This window comes from Alkalibacterium indicireducens (assembly GCF_039522005.1).
GTDB classification, from domain to species: domain Bacteria; phylum Bacillota; class Bacilli; order Lactobacillales; family Carnobacteriaceae_A; genus Alkalibacterium; species Alkalibacterium indicireducens.
The window spans coordinates 1-13238 of sequence record NZ_BAAADA010000166.1 but is presented as its reverse complement, the minus strand read 5'-3'; the positions used below and the strand labels follow the sequence as shown (position 1 = coordinate 13238).

The 13238-nt window shown below is 38.5% G+C and carries 16 protein-coding genes; all 16 read right to left on the bottom strand.

Translation table 11 applies throughout. The features are described 5' to 3' along the window. Positions 1–321: 321 nt before the first annotated feature. The 16 genes from ABFX15_RS09545 to ABFX15_RS09470 all read right to left on the bottom strand — a co-directional run bounded on the left by ABFX15_RS09545 (position 322) and on the right by ABFX15_RS09470 (position 12987). Entirely contained in the window at positions 322–555 is a 234-nt protein-coding gene (locus ABFX15_RS09545) for a heavy-metal-associated domain-containing protein (protein WP_346025192.1), read from the bottom strand. A gap of 95 nt (positions 556–650) precedes the next feature. Continuing rightward, on the bottom strand, positions 651–2498 hold the full coding sequence (locus tag ABFX15_RS09540) for a heavy metal translocating P-type ATPase (protein WP_346025191.1): 1848 nt from the start codon (positions 2496–2498) through the stop codon (positions 651–653). 51 nt (positions 2499–2549) lie between these two features. Continuing rightward, positions 2550–2852 (bottom strand): iron-sulfur cluster repair di-iron protein, ric, encoded by a 303-nt coding sequence (locus tag ABFX15_RS09535; protein ID WP_346025190.1) that lies wholly within the window; start codon positions 2850–2852, stop codon positions 2550–2552. Between the two features lie 165 nt (positions 2853–3017). Further along, positions 3018–3767 (bottom strand): Crp/Fnr family transcriptional regulator, encoded by a 750-nt coding sequence (locus ABFX15_RS09530; RefSeq protein ID WP_346025189.1) that lies wholly within the window; start codon positions 3765–3767, stop codon positions 3018–3020. A 110-nt stretch (positions 3768–3877) separates the two neighbouring features. Next, the gene (locus tag ABFX15_RS09525) at positions 3878–4009 is read right to left on the bottom strand and encodes a hypothetical protein (RefSeq protein WP_346025188.1); all 132 of its coding nucleotides are present in this window, start codon (positions 4007–4009) and stop codon (positions 3878–3880) included. Positions 4010–4024: 15 nt separating this feature from the next. Next, a complete protein-coding gene (locus ABFX15_RS09520) occupies positions 4025–4249 on the bottom strand; it encodes a helix-turn-helix domain-containing protein (protein WP_346025187.1) in 225 nt (74 codons plus the stop codon). A gap of 143 nt (positions 4250–4392) precedes the next feature. After that, positions 4393–5955 (bottom strand): recombinase family protein, encoded by a 1563-nt coding sequence (locus ABFX15_RS09515; RefSeq protein ID WP_346025186.1) that lies wholly within the window; start codon positions 5953–5955, stop codon positions 4393–4395. Between the two features lies 1 nt (position 5956). Beyond that, positions 5957–6373, bottom strand: a complete 417-nt coding sequence (locus tag ABFX15_RS09510) for a recombinase (RefSeq protein ID WP_346025185.1) — start codon at positions 6371–6373, stop codon at positions 5957–5959. Beyond that, positions 6374–7939, bottom strand: a complete 1566-nt coding sequence (locus tag ABFX15_RS09505; protein ID WP_346025184.1) for a recombinase family protein — start codon at positions 7937–7939, stop codon at positions 6374–6376. 61 nt (positions 7940–8000) lie between these two features. Then, entirely contained in the window at positions 8001–8216 is a 216-nt protein-coding gene (locus tag ABFX15_RS09500) for an SHOCT domain-containing protein (RefSeq protein WP_026478190.1), read from the bottom strand. A 55-nt stretch (positions 8217–8271) separates the two neighbouring features. Beyond that, complete coding sequence (locus ABFX15_RS09495; protein ID WP_346025183.1) at positions 8272–10212, bottom strand: DNA polymerase; 1941 nt, start codon at positions 10210–10212, stop codon at positions 8272–8274. A gap of 70 nt (positions 10213–10282) precedes the next feature. Continuing rightward, positions 10283–10834 carry a DUF2815 family protein gene (locus ABFX15_RS09490; RefSeq protein WP_346025182.1) on the bottom strand — a complete coding sequence of 184 codons (552 nt, stop codon included), beginning with the start codon at positions 10832–10834 and terminating at the stop codon, positions 10283–10285. Positions 10835–10838: 4 nt separating this feature from the next. Next, positions 10839–11975: a DUF2800 domain-containing protein gene (locus ABFX15_RS09485; protein WP_346025181.1), complete on the bottom strand. Its 1137-nt coding sequence runs from the start codon at positions 11973–11975 to the stop codon at positions 10839–10841. After that, a complete protein-coding gene (locus ABFX15_RS09480) occupies positions 11968–12285 on the bottom strand; it encodes an rRNA biogenesis protein rrp5 (RefSeq protein WP_428830629.1) in 318 nt (105 codons plus the stop codon). The genes ABFX15_RS09485 and ABFX15_RS09480 overlap by 8 nt, the downstream gene beginning before the upstream one ends. After that, positions 12260–12478: a hypothetical protein gene (locus tag ABFX15_RS09475; protein WP_069980594.1), complete on the bottom strand. Its 219-nt coding sequence runs from the start codon at positions 12476–12478 to the stop codon at positions 12260–12262. Before ABFX15_RS09475 ends, ABFX15_RS09480 begins: the two co-directional genes overlap by 26 nt. 272 nt (positions 12479–12750) lie before the next feature. After that, positions 12751–12987 carry a SymE family type I addiction module toxin gene (locus ABFX15_RS09470; protein ID WP_346025179.1) on the bottom strand — a complete coding sequence of 79 codons (237 nt, stop codon included), beginning with the start codon at positions 12985–12987 and terminating at the stop codon, positions 12751–12753. Between the last annotated feature and the right edge of the window lie 251 nt (positions 12988–13238).

Genomic DNA, 13238 nt, shown 5'->3' with positions numbered 1-13238 from the left:
TAAAAATGTCTAAAAAAGCAGTGAGTTTAATAGAAATAGTTATCCACATTTAGAGGTATGAATAATTCAGGATTCACTATTTTCTAGTCAATAGCGTTACACTCTCGATGTGTTTTGAGACAAGTTCATAGCTGTCAAGAAATATTGGCTCAAATGCTTTTATCGAAAATTCCCTCTGTGGAAACATATCCACAGAGGGAATTCGTATGTGAGAACATATCAGTCAAAGTATGGATTTATTACATAGCTCCTCTAATACAGTTCTTAGGAAAAAATGCTTCCAAAACACTATCTCCCATACAAACTTAAGTGGTTCGTTACTTAAATATTTTTGACCTGGGATTTTAATACTTCATAACCTAATTTGTCGATAACATGTTCAATGTCTTTTATAGATACTTTTTCATCGTCAAATTCCACCCTCACCTTGCTTGAATTAAATAGTACTTTCAAACTCTCTTTACTTACCCCGTCCAAAGATTTCACACCATTCTCTATTTTTTGCATACAAGACGGACATGTTAATGTTTCTAATTGAATCATTGCTTTTTGCATTTTCTTCTCTCCTTTAGTTTATATCGATTTTATTATACTCGATTATTATCATCATTAAATTGATTTGCATCAACAGCTTAATTTGTTGTTTATTTTCATAGTTTGTAGCGTAGCAACCTCATGCCATTTAAAATGACCACTAATATGCTTGCTTCGTGTACTAACATTCCGATTGACATATTCATCCAGTCACTAAAAAATACGCTAGCTAGCAGGACTAATACAACTCCAACTGCAATAAAAATATTTTGTCGCATGTTATTAGCTGTCGCTTTTGTTAAACCTAGTGCATGTGGCAAGAGACTAAAATCTGAATTCATTAAAACAACATCTGACGTTTCTATGGCTACATCTGTTCCGCCTCCCATGACAATTCCAATTTGTGCTAGAGCTAGTGAAGGACTATCATTTACTCCGTCCCCAACAAATGCAACAATTTGACCTCTTTCTTGCAGTACTTTAATATATGCTGATTTATCTTCCGGCAACATGTGCCCGCGGGCCTCTGTAAAACCTAGTTCACGCGACACTAAATCAACTGTTCCTTGATTATCACCTGAAAGAACGACTAGATTTTTAACACCAAGTTTTTTCAACTTCTGAAGATTTTCTTTTACACCTGGACGAATTTGATCACGAATCCCTAACAATACCTTTAATTCACCATCAACTGATGTTAAAACTAATGAATTTCCATTTCCCTCAAATCTAGCAATATCTGCGTGAACTTTCTCACTTAAATGTACATTTTCTTGCTTCATCAGTGCAACATTTCCGACCGCAACTCTATGGCCTTCTACATGTGCTACAATTCCTCCGCCTTTTACAACCTCTGTTTTTTCAACTCTAAATGGTTCTATATCTCCAATATATTCCACAACTGCTTTTGCTAATGGATGATCGGATTCCTTTTCAACACTTGACAGATAAGCGAATACGTCATCTACATTATCTGCATAAATTTCTTTATCAGCTACTCTAGGATTTCCTATTGTCAATGTTCCCGTTTTGTCAAATACCATGGTATCTAGTTTGCTAAAATCATTAATAACCTCGCTGCCTTTTAGAAGAACACCATGACGTGCTCCATTACCAATACCCGCAACATTTGAAACGGGAACACCGATTACTAATGCTCCTGGGCATCCTAAAACTAATATCGTAATTGCCAGTTGAATATCCCTTGAAATGAGCCATACAATAAAAGAGAGAACTAAAACAGCCGGTGTATAATATTTAGAGAATCTATCAATAAAGCGTTCTGCCTCTGATTTTGAATCCTGTGCTTCTTCCACTAACTCAATGATTTTACCAAAAGTAGTGTCTTCACCTACACGGTCAGCAGTGATTTGCAGTGTTCCATTTTCTAAAATTGTTCCCGCATATACTCCTGAATCTTTCTTTTTGCTTACTGGAACGGCTTCACCTGTAATACTTGCTTCATTAATGTGCCCTTCTCCTGTTAAAACTGTCCCGTCAACAGGAATTTTTGCACCCGTTTTAACAAGTAAAATATCACCTACATCAACCTCTTCTATTGCGACTTCTTCAAATTCACCATTTTTCAGTTGCTTTAGAGCAACTTCAGGCGCCATTTCAGTTAATTCTTTTATTGCAGAACGTGTTTTATTCAGTGTTCTTTGTTCTAGATAAGCTCCAAATAGAAATAAAAAGGTAACAATTGCTGACTCCTCATAATTTCTAATTAGAAACGCGCCAATGACTGCAATGGTCACTAACACATCAATACTGACTACTTTAACTCTGAGTGCTTGATACGCTTGGATGGCAATCGGTATAACTCCTAAAACAGAGGCAATTATTAGTGACCATATAGCTATAGGTTCGTTTTGAAATCCTAATTTACTAACATATGCAATTATTATTAAAATTGCACTTACTATTGTAATATGATTCTTTCTTCCTAAAATTAATTTTTGCATATGCATACTCCTTCCTATTATGATTTTTATTAATTGTATCACTTGTTTCTTTTATGATTCATATGCTTTATCTAATTCTGCCAACAGGTTATATACTGCTTCATAGCTTTCACAAACATCATCTGGAACTGTATAATTGTCTGTAATTTTACGTAACTTTGCAAATTCATCTACTAAATCAGGTTTTCCCCTTCCTGTATCTTTTAATTTTTTTGCAAGCTTATCATATACTTCACGAACTTGGTGAAATTCTGGATGATTGCCGCCATGAACTCTTGCTACAATTGGTACATACTGTGCTAATGTTTTTAAATGTGTTTCCTTGACTTGATTAAAATCTAATTTTTTCGACATGCTTTTTCCTTCTTTCTTTTTTCTTTGGGTTGATTACATTATATAAGGGATTAAAAGATATTAACTTGATCTACATCAAGTTTGTTCTTTTTACGCAGAAAAATAGAACAGTTAGTATTTTTAACTTAATGCCAACTGTTCTATTTTTTATTTTAAGATTATCTGCTATATCAGCAACAAACCATCTAAATCTAAAATCTCAATCTTTCTGTTTCTTTTTTGCTTTATATAACCTGCATCTTCAAAATCAGCCAACGTTCTACTGATCGTTTCTGGTGTCGTTCCTAAATAAGAGGCTAAATCCTTTTTACTCATCGGTAATTCAATTTCTATTGGACTAACTCCGCCATCTGTACACTCTCCAAGAAACAACGCTAATCTAGCCTCCACTTTCTCGGTGACAAATCTAGTTGTTTGTTTTTCTGATATTTCCAGTCGGTTAGAAAACTCAGCTAAGATCTTCAAAGATATCGTAGGGTACTTTAATAAAAATTCTTGTAAGTCATTTTTACTAATCATACATACATCGGTATCAATCATTGCTTCTGCATACGCTTCATGGATTGATTCACGAAACAGAGCTAATTCTCCTGTAAAATCTCCTGGATTTAAAATTCTCAATAATTGCTCTTTTCCAGACTCAGATAAACGGTAGATTCTAATTTTACCCTTACTTACAACATATAAGACATTAGATGTATCTCCTTCTCGATAAAGCACTTCACCTTTTTTATATGAAATGGACTTCATGACTTTCATTATTTCTTCCATCTGCGCTGCTTCAAGATGATTAAAGATTGGTACAACACAGATACATGAATTCTTTGAATTTGGCTCATGTCTGTGATGATGAATGTGTGAGGAAGTATTATGAGAATTTTTCCTGATATCTTGTTTGGAATCCTTCTTCGACATTCAGATACTCCTTTCATAACATATTTTGGGACTTGTTTATTTATTTCCAAGTATTCATGAGTCTAGTAAATGCAAGTGAATTCATGTGGAATTCTTATTAGATTATCGCCTTAGCCTAGACTTTCCATTGTGTTTTTTAGATGGCCTATTTCTTGCTTAAGTCCTCGGATGGCGGTCATTATTTCTTCTTTTGTTTTTCCTTTGAGATACTCTTCATAATAACTTTCCGGACTAATCATCATATTAGACCGCCTCCTTTATTCGTTAGATATTTTTATTTCATCTCCATCAGGTAAAATAAATGCCTGCACAAACTTGACACCTAGCACATCAGCGATGGCTTTCAACTCATCCAAGGTTACCGTTTCCCGCTTTAATTTCTTATTGAAATTCTGTGGAGTCTGTCCAATACGTCTAGCGAGTTCGGAAACGCTTATATTCATTTGCTCACACAGTTCTTTAATCATTTCTGCCGTAGTCATACAGCACCTCCAAGGTAACGCTAAGAATATTATAAACCATTTGGTCGATGAATACAATAGATTCAGCAATATTGTCATGGTTGTATAACCCAAAGAAAACCCACAACTCTACTCTAGAGTCGTGGGCTATTGGAGTACATTTTTCATACTTTAATTTCAATGCCAGATTTAAAGCATATTACAAAGTGGTCATCATACACCGTAACATTTTGGATGATCTTCCTTACAAGTGTATCATCATATAATAAAGTCCGATATTTGTTGGTGCGGATAAATTCTATCAGTTCGTTGATCCGCTCATTCTCACCACTTAAGGATGCATCTTCCACAAGAAGGGTCTGACGCTTTTCACGTAACTCTTCAATCTCATCTGCAAGGGATTCAAAATCTTTTCCCTTATTAGCAAGGCTGATTAGTTCCTTCTGCTTTTCTTCAAGCAAGGTGTTAATCTCTAAAATCTTATATTCCGTGGTATCACCGATTATCGCATGTATATTCTCTTCCAGTATTCTTATCATGTTGTCACCACCGGCAAGCAATCTGTTAATGGCAGTCATTACTGCATCATATAATTCAGCTTCTTTTACCGTTCGGTTCTTACACACCTCAGGGCCTTGCTCAATTCTTGTAACGCATCGCCAAACAAATTCTTTTCTACCGTGAATATTCCAATAGACACGTCTGTAAATGTCCCCGCAATCTCCGCAGAAGGTTATGGTACTCAAAGCGTATTTACTGCTATAAATTCTTTTATTTTTGTCTGCACCTGTGTAAATATTACTTCTGCGATGTAGCTCTTCCTGAGCCTGTAAAAAAAGTTCCTTTGGTATGATAGCCTCATGGCTGTTTTCAACATAATACTGTGGGACATGGCCTTCATTCTTCACCCTTTTCTTTGTAAGAAAATCCACTGTGAAAGTCTTCTGCAAAAGGGCATCGCCGATGTATTTCTCGTTTAGAAGAATCTTCTTTATGGTTTCCGGTCTCCATCTTGGTTTACCTGCAGCTGTTAATATACCGTCTTTCTCTAGATCCCTGCCAATGCCTACTAGGCTTTTGCCCTCAAGGTACTCTCTGTAAATACGTTTAATGATTTCAGCCTCTTCTGGAACAATAATCAAGTTGCCTTCTTCATCTTTTGTGTATCCCATAAATCGATTGTGATTGACCTGCACCTTTCCTTGCTGGTAGCGATATTGAAGTCCGAGTTTAACGTTCTGCGAAAGGCTCTGGCTTTCTTGCTGTGCAAGAGAGGCCATAATGGTAAGTAGCACCTCGCCCTTGGCATCCATTGTGTTGATGTTCTCTTTTTCAAAATACACTGCTATGTTCTTTTCCTTGAGCTGTCTAATATACTTTAAGCAATCCAGCGTGTTGCGGGCAAATCGACTGATGGACTTTGTAATAACTAAATCGATGTTGCCCTCCATACACTCCTCAATCATACGGTTGAACTCTTCTCGTTTTTTAGTGTTAGTACCGGAAATGCCGTCATCTGCAAAGATGCCTGCAAACTCCCATTCAGTATTTTTCTTTATAAATTCCGTATAATGTGCAACCTGTACCTCATAGCTTAAATTCTGCTCTTCAGTTTCTGTAGAAACACGGCAATAGGCAGCGACACGCAGTTTCTTTATTTTTTCTTTTGCGGCTGTACTTCCAACTCTTTTTCGTGCCGGAATTACAGTTATATTTTTTCCTGCCATATTACACCTCGCTTTCTATGAGACTGTACAAATACTCCGCTCTGGTAACGGGATCAGCTGGAAGTTTACCTTCTGATTTTCTCATCTTGAATCGTTCTATAGGAGAGGGAGCAGTAAAAGCTGCAAGCTCTACAATCCTTCCTAAGTCCTTCGCACGTTTATTTCTAATCTCTTCAGCCTTATCAAATGTTTCTTTATCTATGATTGCTGGATATACGTCATTTCCGAGATAAAGGATATTTTTCAAAATACGCCCCATCACTGAATGCGTCTTTTCAATACCTGCCTGTTCACCAGCCACTGTAAGGGAAAGTCCTGAAATGTATTTTTCAAAGAACTCCTTTACTTGACCTGCTGCCTTCTCATCGACAGTTATGACTCCGTCTTTAACTGTATATCCGTATGGTACATATGCCATTTATCTCACCACCTTTTCTATAAGGGAAAGTCCACATTTCATTTTAAAGGTTAGTTCATCCCTTGAATTTACAATGATGTTTTCTACAAACTTTTCAAAAGCTTCATCTGTAAAATTGCCATCAAACTTATCTGCTGACACATAATCAAGAAGTGCCTTTACCTCGTCTGCCTGAGAAGAGCCACTTGTAAATGACATGACTAGGTTCGTCTTCTCAGCAGTAATATTTTTTATTTCTTTATCCAGAACATTTCGTTCCTTGTTAAAAAGAGCTGGTTCAAGAAACCCTTTAGTCATAAGACCAATCAGTGTATTGCGTTCTTCGGTTAATTGCTCCATGCGTTTATCTATAGCATCAATTCTTGCAAGATCGCATTCTTCATCAATCTTGTTTATAGAATCATAAAGTGGCTCCAGTATTAGCTTTTTGCTGAATGCGAGCTTATTCATCATGGTTGAGAATGTTACTTTTATCTCTCCATCACGCAAAAACAACATGGAGCAGCTGTCCTTGTCTTCAATATGTCCTTTGCAACTCCAAGCAATATAACTTCTGCCAACAGAGTAGTTTGTTCTTCTCTTGAATTTACTGCCGCACTCTCCACATAGGATTCTGCCACTTAGCACATACCTGTTTTGATAAGCTTTCTTGTTAGTAGTTTTGCTCATAGATTTTGCTCTTTGAGTTATCAGCTTTTGAGCCTTGGAAAATACTTCTCTGCTGATGATCGGTTCATGATGATCCTTGCAGTAAAACTGATCTTTCTCTCCATTGTTTATGTGTCGATTGAAGTTGCTATCCGTGTAGGTCTTTTGGAAAAGCACATCACCTTTGTATTTTTCGTTGCGGAGCATATCAATCACCGTACCCGAACTCCAATGATTGCCCCTTCTTGCAGGGATTTTGTCTCTATTTAGGCCTTTTGCGATAACACTTCCACCTTTCCCTGAAAGGCACTCTGCAAAAATACGTTTGATTATTTCAGCTTCTTCAGGAACAATAACCATCTCACCATTTATGTTTGCATAGCCATATGGCGGAGTGCCAATAATGTAACTGCCATTTTGAAATTTTTTACTGATTGACCATGTTGTGTTCTGTGAAATAGACGCGGACTCTTCAGCAGCAAAACCAGATAAAATAGAAAGCATTAATTCACTTTCCATATCACCTGTATTCAGATTTTCTTTCTCGAAATAAATATAAACACCGATATCCATTAGGTGCCTTACCAGTTCTAGGCAATCCGTGGTATTTCGTGCAAAACGACTGATGGATTTGGTGATAATAAAATCAATCCTATTACTTTCACAATCACGAATCATACGGAGAAGTTCAGGTCGTTTTTCCTTCTTGGTGCCTGATATGCCTTCGTCATAATAAAGTCCGGCAAACTCCCATTCTGGATTGGATTTAATATAGTTTTCATAGTGTTCCCGCTGAGCTTTAAGGCTTACCAGCTGGTCATCACTATCCGTTGAAACCCTTGCATAAGCGGCAACTCGAAGTTTGCTTTTTAATGACTGTGATTTGGGCAGTTCATCTATTTTCGTTATCTTTTTCATCATCTCACCTCACTTTCTGCTATTACATATATCACTCTAAAAGGCAATAATAGCAAGTGTTTCAGGGCATTATCTCGGCTAACTTCGGAGAGAATTTCTGGCGGTTTAATGCTGATATTTTGTGTAGTTCATCTTGCGTAATCTTGCCCTCTTTATAGAGCATGCCAACAATACTCTCAGCTATATAAAAGTCATATTCTTTCTGTAACTGTTCTTCTGACATCGGTTCTGTCTCACCCTTGATAGGAGAACCATCTTTCACTTCAATAATGTTCATAAAAAAACACCTCCTACCTGGTAGCCACGGCGGGAGGTTAAATCTGATGTTTTCTTTAATCTTTCTTATAAAAATCGCATTCATAGCCATCGGCATCAAGGAGCAGTCCCTTTGCCCAGGGAGGTACTCTGCCCATCTGCTTGCATACCATATCAAGTGACAGGCTTTGATCAGCCTCAATAATAACTTCATCGTGTACATGAGCCACAATGCTGCAAGTGCTAAGTGTCTGCATGGCATACATTAAAATATCACGGGAGATTGCTTGAACAATGTTTTCTACAAACTTGGGTCCATAACTTTCAAGCCGCTCCCATTTTTTTGTAGCACCAACTCCCTCATAAGTAACTGATTCACCTCCGAAGATATTTTCTCCAATACGAGGCTTTACATAGGCAAGCTTTCTGCCAGAAGGAAGAACAATAAACAGCATTCCACTCATGTAATGAAACTTGATATTTTGAACTTCTTGAGACTTTTTTTCCTTAATGCATTTCTTAACTTCTCTATCCACATCCCACCAGAATTTTACGATGTATGGATTGGCCTGCCTCCAGGCATTAACAAGGGGTTTTAGTTCTTCTTCTAAAATTCCCATCTCTAAGGCTCCCATAGCCTTTAAAGCACCCACTGATCCACCATAACCAAGTGCCAATTCTGCAATTTTACCTTTCTGCCTTAAATGAGCATTTACACCATGCTTTTCAACAGGGACTCTAAACATCTGTGATGCCGATGCACAATATATATCACCGCCATTTGCGAAAACTTCATTTCGCCACTGTTCACCCGCAAGCCAAGACAGCACACGAGCTTCAATAGCAGAAAAATCGGCAACAATAAACTTATTGTCTTCTTTTGGTACAAAGGCTGTGCGGATAAGTTGTGAGAGCGTGTCAGGTATATCCTCGTAGAGCATTTCAAGGGTTTCATGATCACCGCTCTTTACTATGCCTCGTGCCTCTTTTAAATCCGGCATATGGTTCTGAGGTAGATTTTGTAACTGCACAAGCCTTCCTGCAAAGCGACCGGTTCTGTTTGCACCATAAAATTGGAACATTCCTCTGGCACGTAAATCTGCACAAACAGCATTCTCCATTGCCGTATATTTCTTAACGGACGATTTTGCAAGCTGCTGACGGAGTTTAAGAACTTCAGACAAGTCATCCGGTGCATCCTTTAATAGTTCTGCCACAGCCTTTTTGCCAAGAGTGTCTGTCTCAAGACCATTTTCAGCGAGCCAACCTTTCATCTGCTGTACCGAGTTTGGGTTATCAAGTTCTGTTATTTCCTGCATCTGATTCATCAACTTAGTATGAGAAATCTCATCTGTAGCAATCGCCTGTTTTACAAAATCCATGTCTACCTTAATGCCGCGGTCATTGATTTCTTGGTCGAGAAGATATTCATCCCATATTTCATCTGGCACAGGAAACTTTATAAGTCTTTGCTGAATTAACATTTCTGTTTCAACATCACGCTTGTTATAGGCTACAAACTTCTGCCACTTTTCCATTTCATCACTTGGTAGATTACGAGTTCTACCGCCATTCGTTTTAGTAGGATTACAAGGTACAGAAAAATATCTGATAAGGTCTTTCCCTTCCGTAAGTTTTTGCTTTTCAAGCCCAAGAACGGCTCCCACACCTTCCAAAGAAAGGGGAAGTCCCATATAGGCTGACCACACCATTGAACATTTCCAAGATGAAGGGTTTAGATAAGATCCAAAAGGATATCCAAGGTAACGAGAAAGGCATACACGTTCAAACTGAGCGTTAAATGCCCACTTAGTGACATCTTCATCAGTTAAGGCATCCAGTATATCGCTAGGTATCTTTTCACCGGCCATTAAATCAATCACCTTAACTTCGCCACCATCAACAGAATAGCCAAACAAAATTATTTCAAAATCATCTGCCTCCACATAGCGATAAACTCCGCTCTTTTGTAAATTGATAGATGAGTAGGTTTCGATATCGATTTCAAGATTCTTCATTTCCTACCTCCATATCTAAAAAATAGGTGGCAGAGGAAGTACCTCCACCACCATCAATCGATCCTTTCTTTTAGGCAAGGAAGTCATCATCTGCAAGCGTTGAAAAATCATCTGCTGCAGACGTCTTTCCACCAAGTGGCTCTCCATCCTTAATTTTTTGAATATTACCCAAACCACAAGCAACACCCTTATTACCGTTTGAGTTGAAAGCGTAGAAGTTAAGTGAAACTCTACCATAGCAACCGCTGTACACTTCGCTGCGATCCATGATTGGCTTAACACTTTTATCTACAATCTGTGGAGCAGTTTTGCTATTGGCATTGATAAAATAATGCCCCTTATAAGCCTCGTCATCACGCTCTACATCTCCGTCACGCAGTGGCAGCTTAATTGCCGCTTTGTTCGGTTTCTTTCCACCAAATTTAGCGATGCCTTCATCAATGGCTGCATCCACTGCAGCATTTATAGCATTAATGGTTTCTGTATCGTCTTTGGGAATAAGCACAGATACGCTGTATTTTTCTGCGCCACCGTTGATGGATACTGGCTCCCATCCGTGAAAGTAAGAAAGCCTTGTGTTTACACCTGTAATAACTTTAGTTCTGTTTTCGATTTTACTCATAATATTAACCCTCCATAATTTCGTTAAATTCGTTTTTTGCATCAGCTACGTTCATCGCCGGTCTTTTATCCGAATTGGGGACAAGAGTCGGCTTGCCCGGTGGTTTATAAATGAGGTTTCCTAGAATTTCCTCAAATTTGGTTTTACCCATCAATTTTTGCATCTCTGTCATAGGGATGAGGCTCTTACGATAAATGTCCTTGTATCCGCTGATGACAGCTTTTTCTGCTACTGCATTTTCATCTTTATACTTTCGAACAGATCGACCTTCCACAACCTTAAAACCATGCCACTCTTTACCGTGATTGACTGCAGCGTCTGTCGCATAAGCAGTTATCTCATTCGCCCATTTGGTAAGGTCGGGAAGAATGGTTAGAACTTCTTCTATCTCACTATCTGTAAGTAACGGTGGCATCTTAAACTCCATCTGTGCTAGTTTCAGATTTTCATCAGCTCTAGCACGACATCTGCTGGATGCTCTGCAGAAAGTACACCACGGACCAGGCATATATTCACCTTCACCTTGATAGGCTTTTGCGGCTTTTGGTTTTAGTTCCTCTTCTGCCCAGGCTTTAAGCTCTTCTACCGGAACAGTCCATGTGCTGACATTTTCTCTTCGTGGTTGAAAAATGGTCATTGATATTTCTTTGATGTCGTATAGGCTGTCATAAATCTCTAAAGCGCCTAATGCATACAGTTTCATCTGTGGATTGTCCTCTGCATCCACTAGCACGCCCATACCATATTTGAAATCTACGATGTGAAGTCTATCATCTGAGATGATCACACAATCTCCTGTCCCAAAACCATCTGGAACATAACAAGAGAAGTCAAGACGTTGTTCAATAAGAACGATAGGATCTGTACAGGACTTTCTTGCAAGTTCTACCTGCTCCATGATGAAGTCAACGTAGGCATCGGTGCATTCTTCCATTTCATCTGAATCATACTCTGATGTAGGCCTCTTACTTCTGATTCGAAGTGCCTTTTTTAGCTTGTGTTCAGAGAGGGCATGGGCTGCTGTACCTTCTTTTGCTGCTTCTCCATTTGTGTTTTCAAACTCAAGCTCCAGCCTTGCAGACGGTAAACAATGAAGCCATCTGTGTGATGAAGATGCAGATAATATTGCATGATTACCCATTGCCAAGAACCTCCGCATCTTTCAAGATGTCAGCATAATAAGCCTTATCAACAGCACTTAACTTGTCAGCACCATACTTCCCGATGATGCCCCGCACTTCAGCGGTAAAGCCAAGCTGACTTTTTTCGGCAAGTACCATTCTCACTTTTTCCAGCGAAATATCCGGCTCATTTGCTTTTTCTGTCTTTGTGTTAGGTGCTTCTTTTGGATCAGAATCGCTATCTGCCATTGCCTCACAAACCGCTTGTATGCTACCAGCAAGACTTCGCATATCATTTACCACATCAAGCAGTAACTTTATTTTGCTCAAGGTCATTTCCTCCTTTCGTCATCTCACAGATAGAGAGTTCCTCGATGCTGTCTCCGGGGATTACAATCGTTACACGCTGTTTTCCCCCAAGAAGGAATCGAAGGATGCGCTCCCTCACGGAAAAGTTACGGTAAGTAACAATTCCACCTGTCTGTGGTTTCTTTGAAACACTAATTTTTAGATTGTGCTTCATTTCCATCACCTCTTTCTGAAGGGCGCTTTTATTTGTTGCCCTCTACCTGGTAGCCTCAGGAGATACATAAATCTGACGGTTTAATAAAAAAATGCCCAAGGAAGTTTTAAACCTCCAAGGGCATCATACTTAGTTAGGGATTTTTAGTTTTTGACCGGCATAGATAATCGTTGATTTCAAATTATTGAGTTTAACAATCTCTGTGTTTTCTTTTAAGGGGAATGCCTCCACATGTAAAAAGGCCGGGCATATTACCCAAGCCTCTCTTCACACTATTTTCGCTTCTTATTTCCTACTGATTTCTGTTGTACTATTTCTTCTTCAGGGGTAATGACTGATATCGTCAAATGTCTGTACCCTTCTTCCACTAAAACCTTTTCTCCTATCCTAAAGCCTAACTTCCCCAACCATTTGCCATGCAGTCTTATGGAGGGGGCTTCCTGATAAAGATAAGTAGATTGACCCGTTATCGATAAAATCCTAGACTCTTTTTCCTCTTTTCGATTCATAATACAAAACTCCTTTCAAAGATATTTTTGAAAGGAAATAAATAAGGCGCACTGCAGAATTGATTATAACCCTACACTGCGCCTTTTGTATCATTATCATTGTGTGTAATAACATAATAAAGTATAATACATACATGGTCGCTGTGACAGCATTATGCTGTCTGTGTTAGGTAGCTTGATTACTCAAGTTTTGCAGTTAAAAAATAGCCTTTGACCCTTGGTGTCATTGACTTGGTACCGATTATTATGCC

Coding starts and splice junctions, on each gene's coding strand:
- ABFX15_RS09545 (WP_346025192.1), bottom strand. CDS start 555: ATGCAAAAAGCAATGATTCAATTAGAAACATTAACATGTCCGTCTTGT.
- ABFX15_RS09540 (WP_346025191.1), bottom strand. CDS start 2,498: ATGCAAAAATTAATTTTAGGAAGAAAGAATCATATTACAATAGTAAGT.
- ABFX15_RS09535 (WP_346025190.1), bottom strand. CDS start 2,852: ATGTCGAAAAAATTAGATTTTAATCAAGTCAAGGAAACACATTTAAAA.
- ABFX15_RS09530 (WP_346025189.1), bottom strand. CDS start 3,767: ATGTCGAAGAAGGATTCCAAACAAGATATCAGGAAAAATTCTCATAAT.
- ABFX15_RS09525 (WP_346025188.1), bottom strand. CDS start 4,009: ATGATGATTAGTCCGGAAAGTTATTATGAAGAGTATCTCAAAGGAAAA.
- ABFX15_RS09520 (WP_346025187.1), bottom strand. CDS start 4,249: ATGACTACGGCAGAAATGATTAAAGAACTGTGTGAGCAAATGAATATA.
- ABFX15_RS09515 (WP_346025186.1), bottom strand. CDS start 5,955: ATGGCAGGAAAAAATATAACTGTAATTCCGGCACGAAAAAGAGTTGGA.
- ABFX15_RS09510 (WP_346025185.1), bottom strand. CDS start 6,373: ATGGCATATGTACCATACGGATATACAGTTAAAGACGGAGTCATAACT.
- ABFX15_RS09505 (WP_346025184.1), bottom strand. CDS start 7,939: ATGAAAAAGATAACGAAAATAGATGAACTGCCCAAATCACAGTCATTA.
- ABFX15_RS09500 (WP_026478190.1), bottom strand. CDS start 8,216: ATGAACATTATTGAAGTGAAAGATGGTTCTCCTATCAAGGGTGAGACA.
- ABFX15_RS09495 (WP_346025183.1), bottom strand. CDS start 10,212: ATGAAGAATCTTGAAATCGATATCGAAACCTACTCATCTATCAATTTA.
- ABFX15_RS09490 (WP_346025182.1), bottom strand. CDS start 10,834: ATGAGTAAAATCGAAAACAGAACTAAAGTTATTACAGGTGTAAACACA.
- ABFX15_RS09485 (WP_346025181.1), bottom strand. CDS start 11,975: ATGGGTAATCATGCAATATTATCTGCATCTTCATCACACAGATGGCTT.
- ABFX15_RS09475 (WP_069980594.1), bottom strand. CDS start 12,478: ATGAAGCACAATCTAAAAATTAGTGTTTCAAAGAAACCACAGACAGGT.
- ABFX15_RS09470 (WP_346025179.1), bottom strand. CDS start 12,987: ATGAATCGAAAAGAGGAAAAAGAGTCTAGGATTTTATCGATAACGGGT.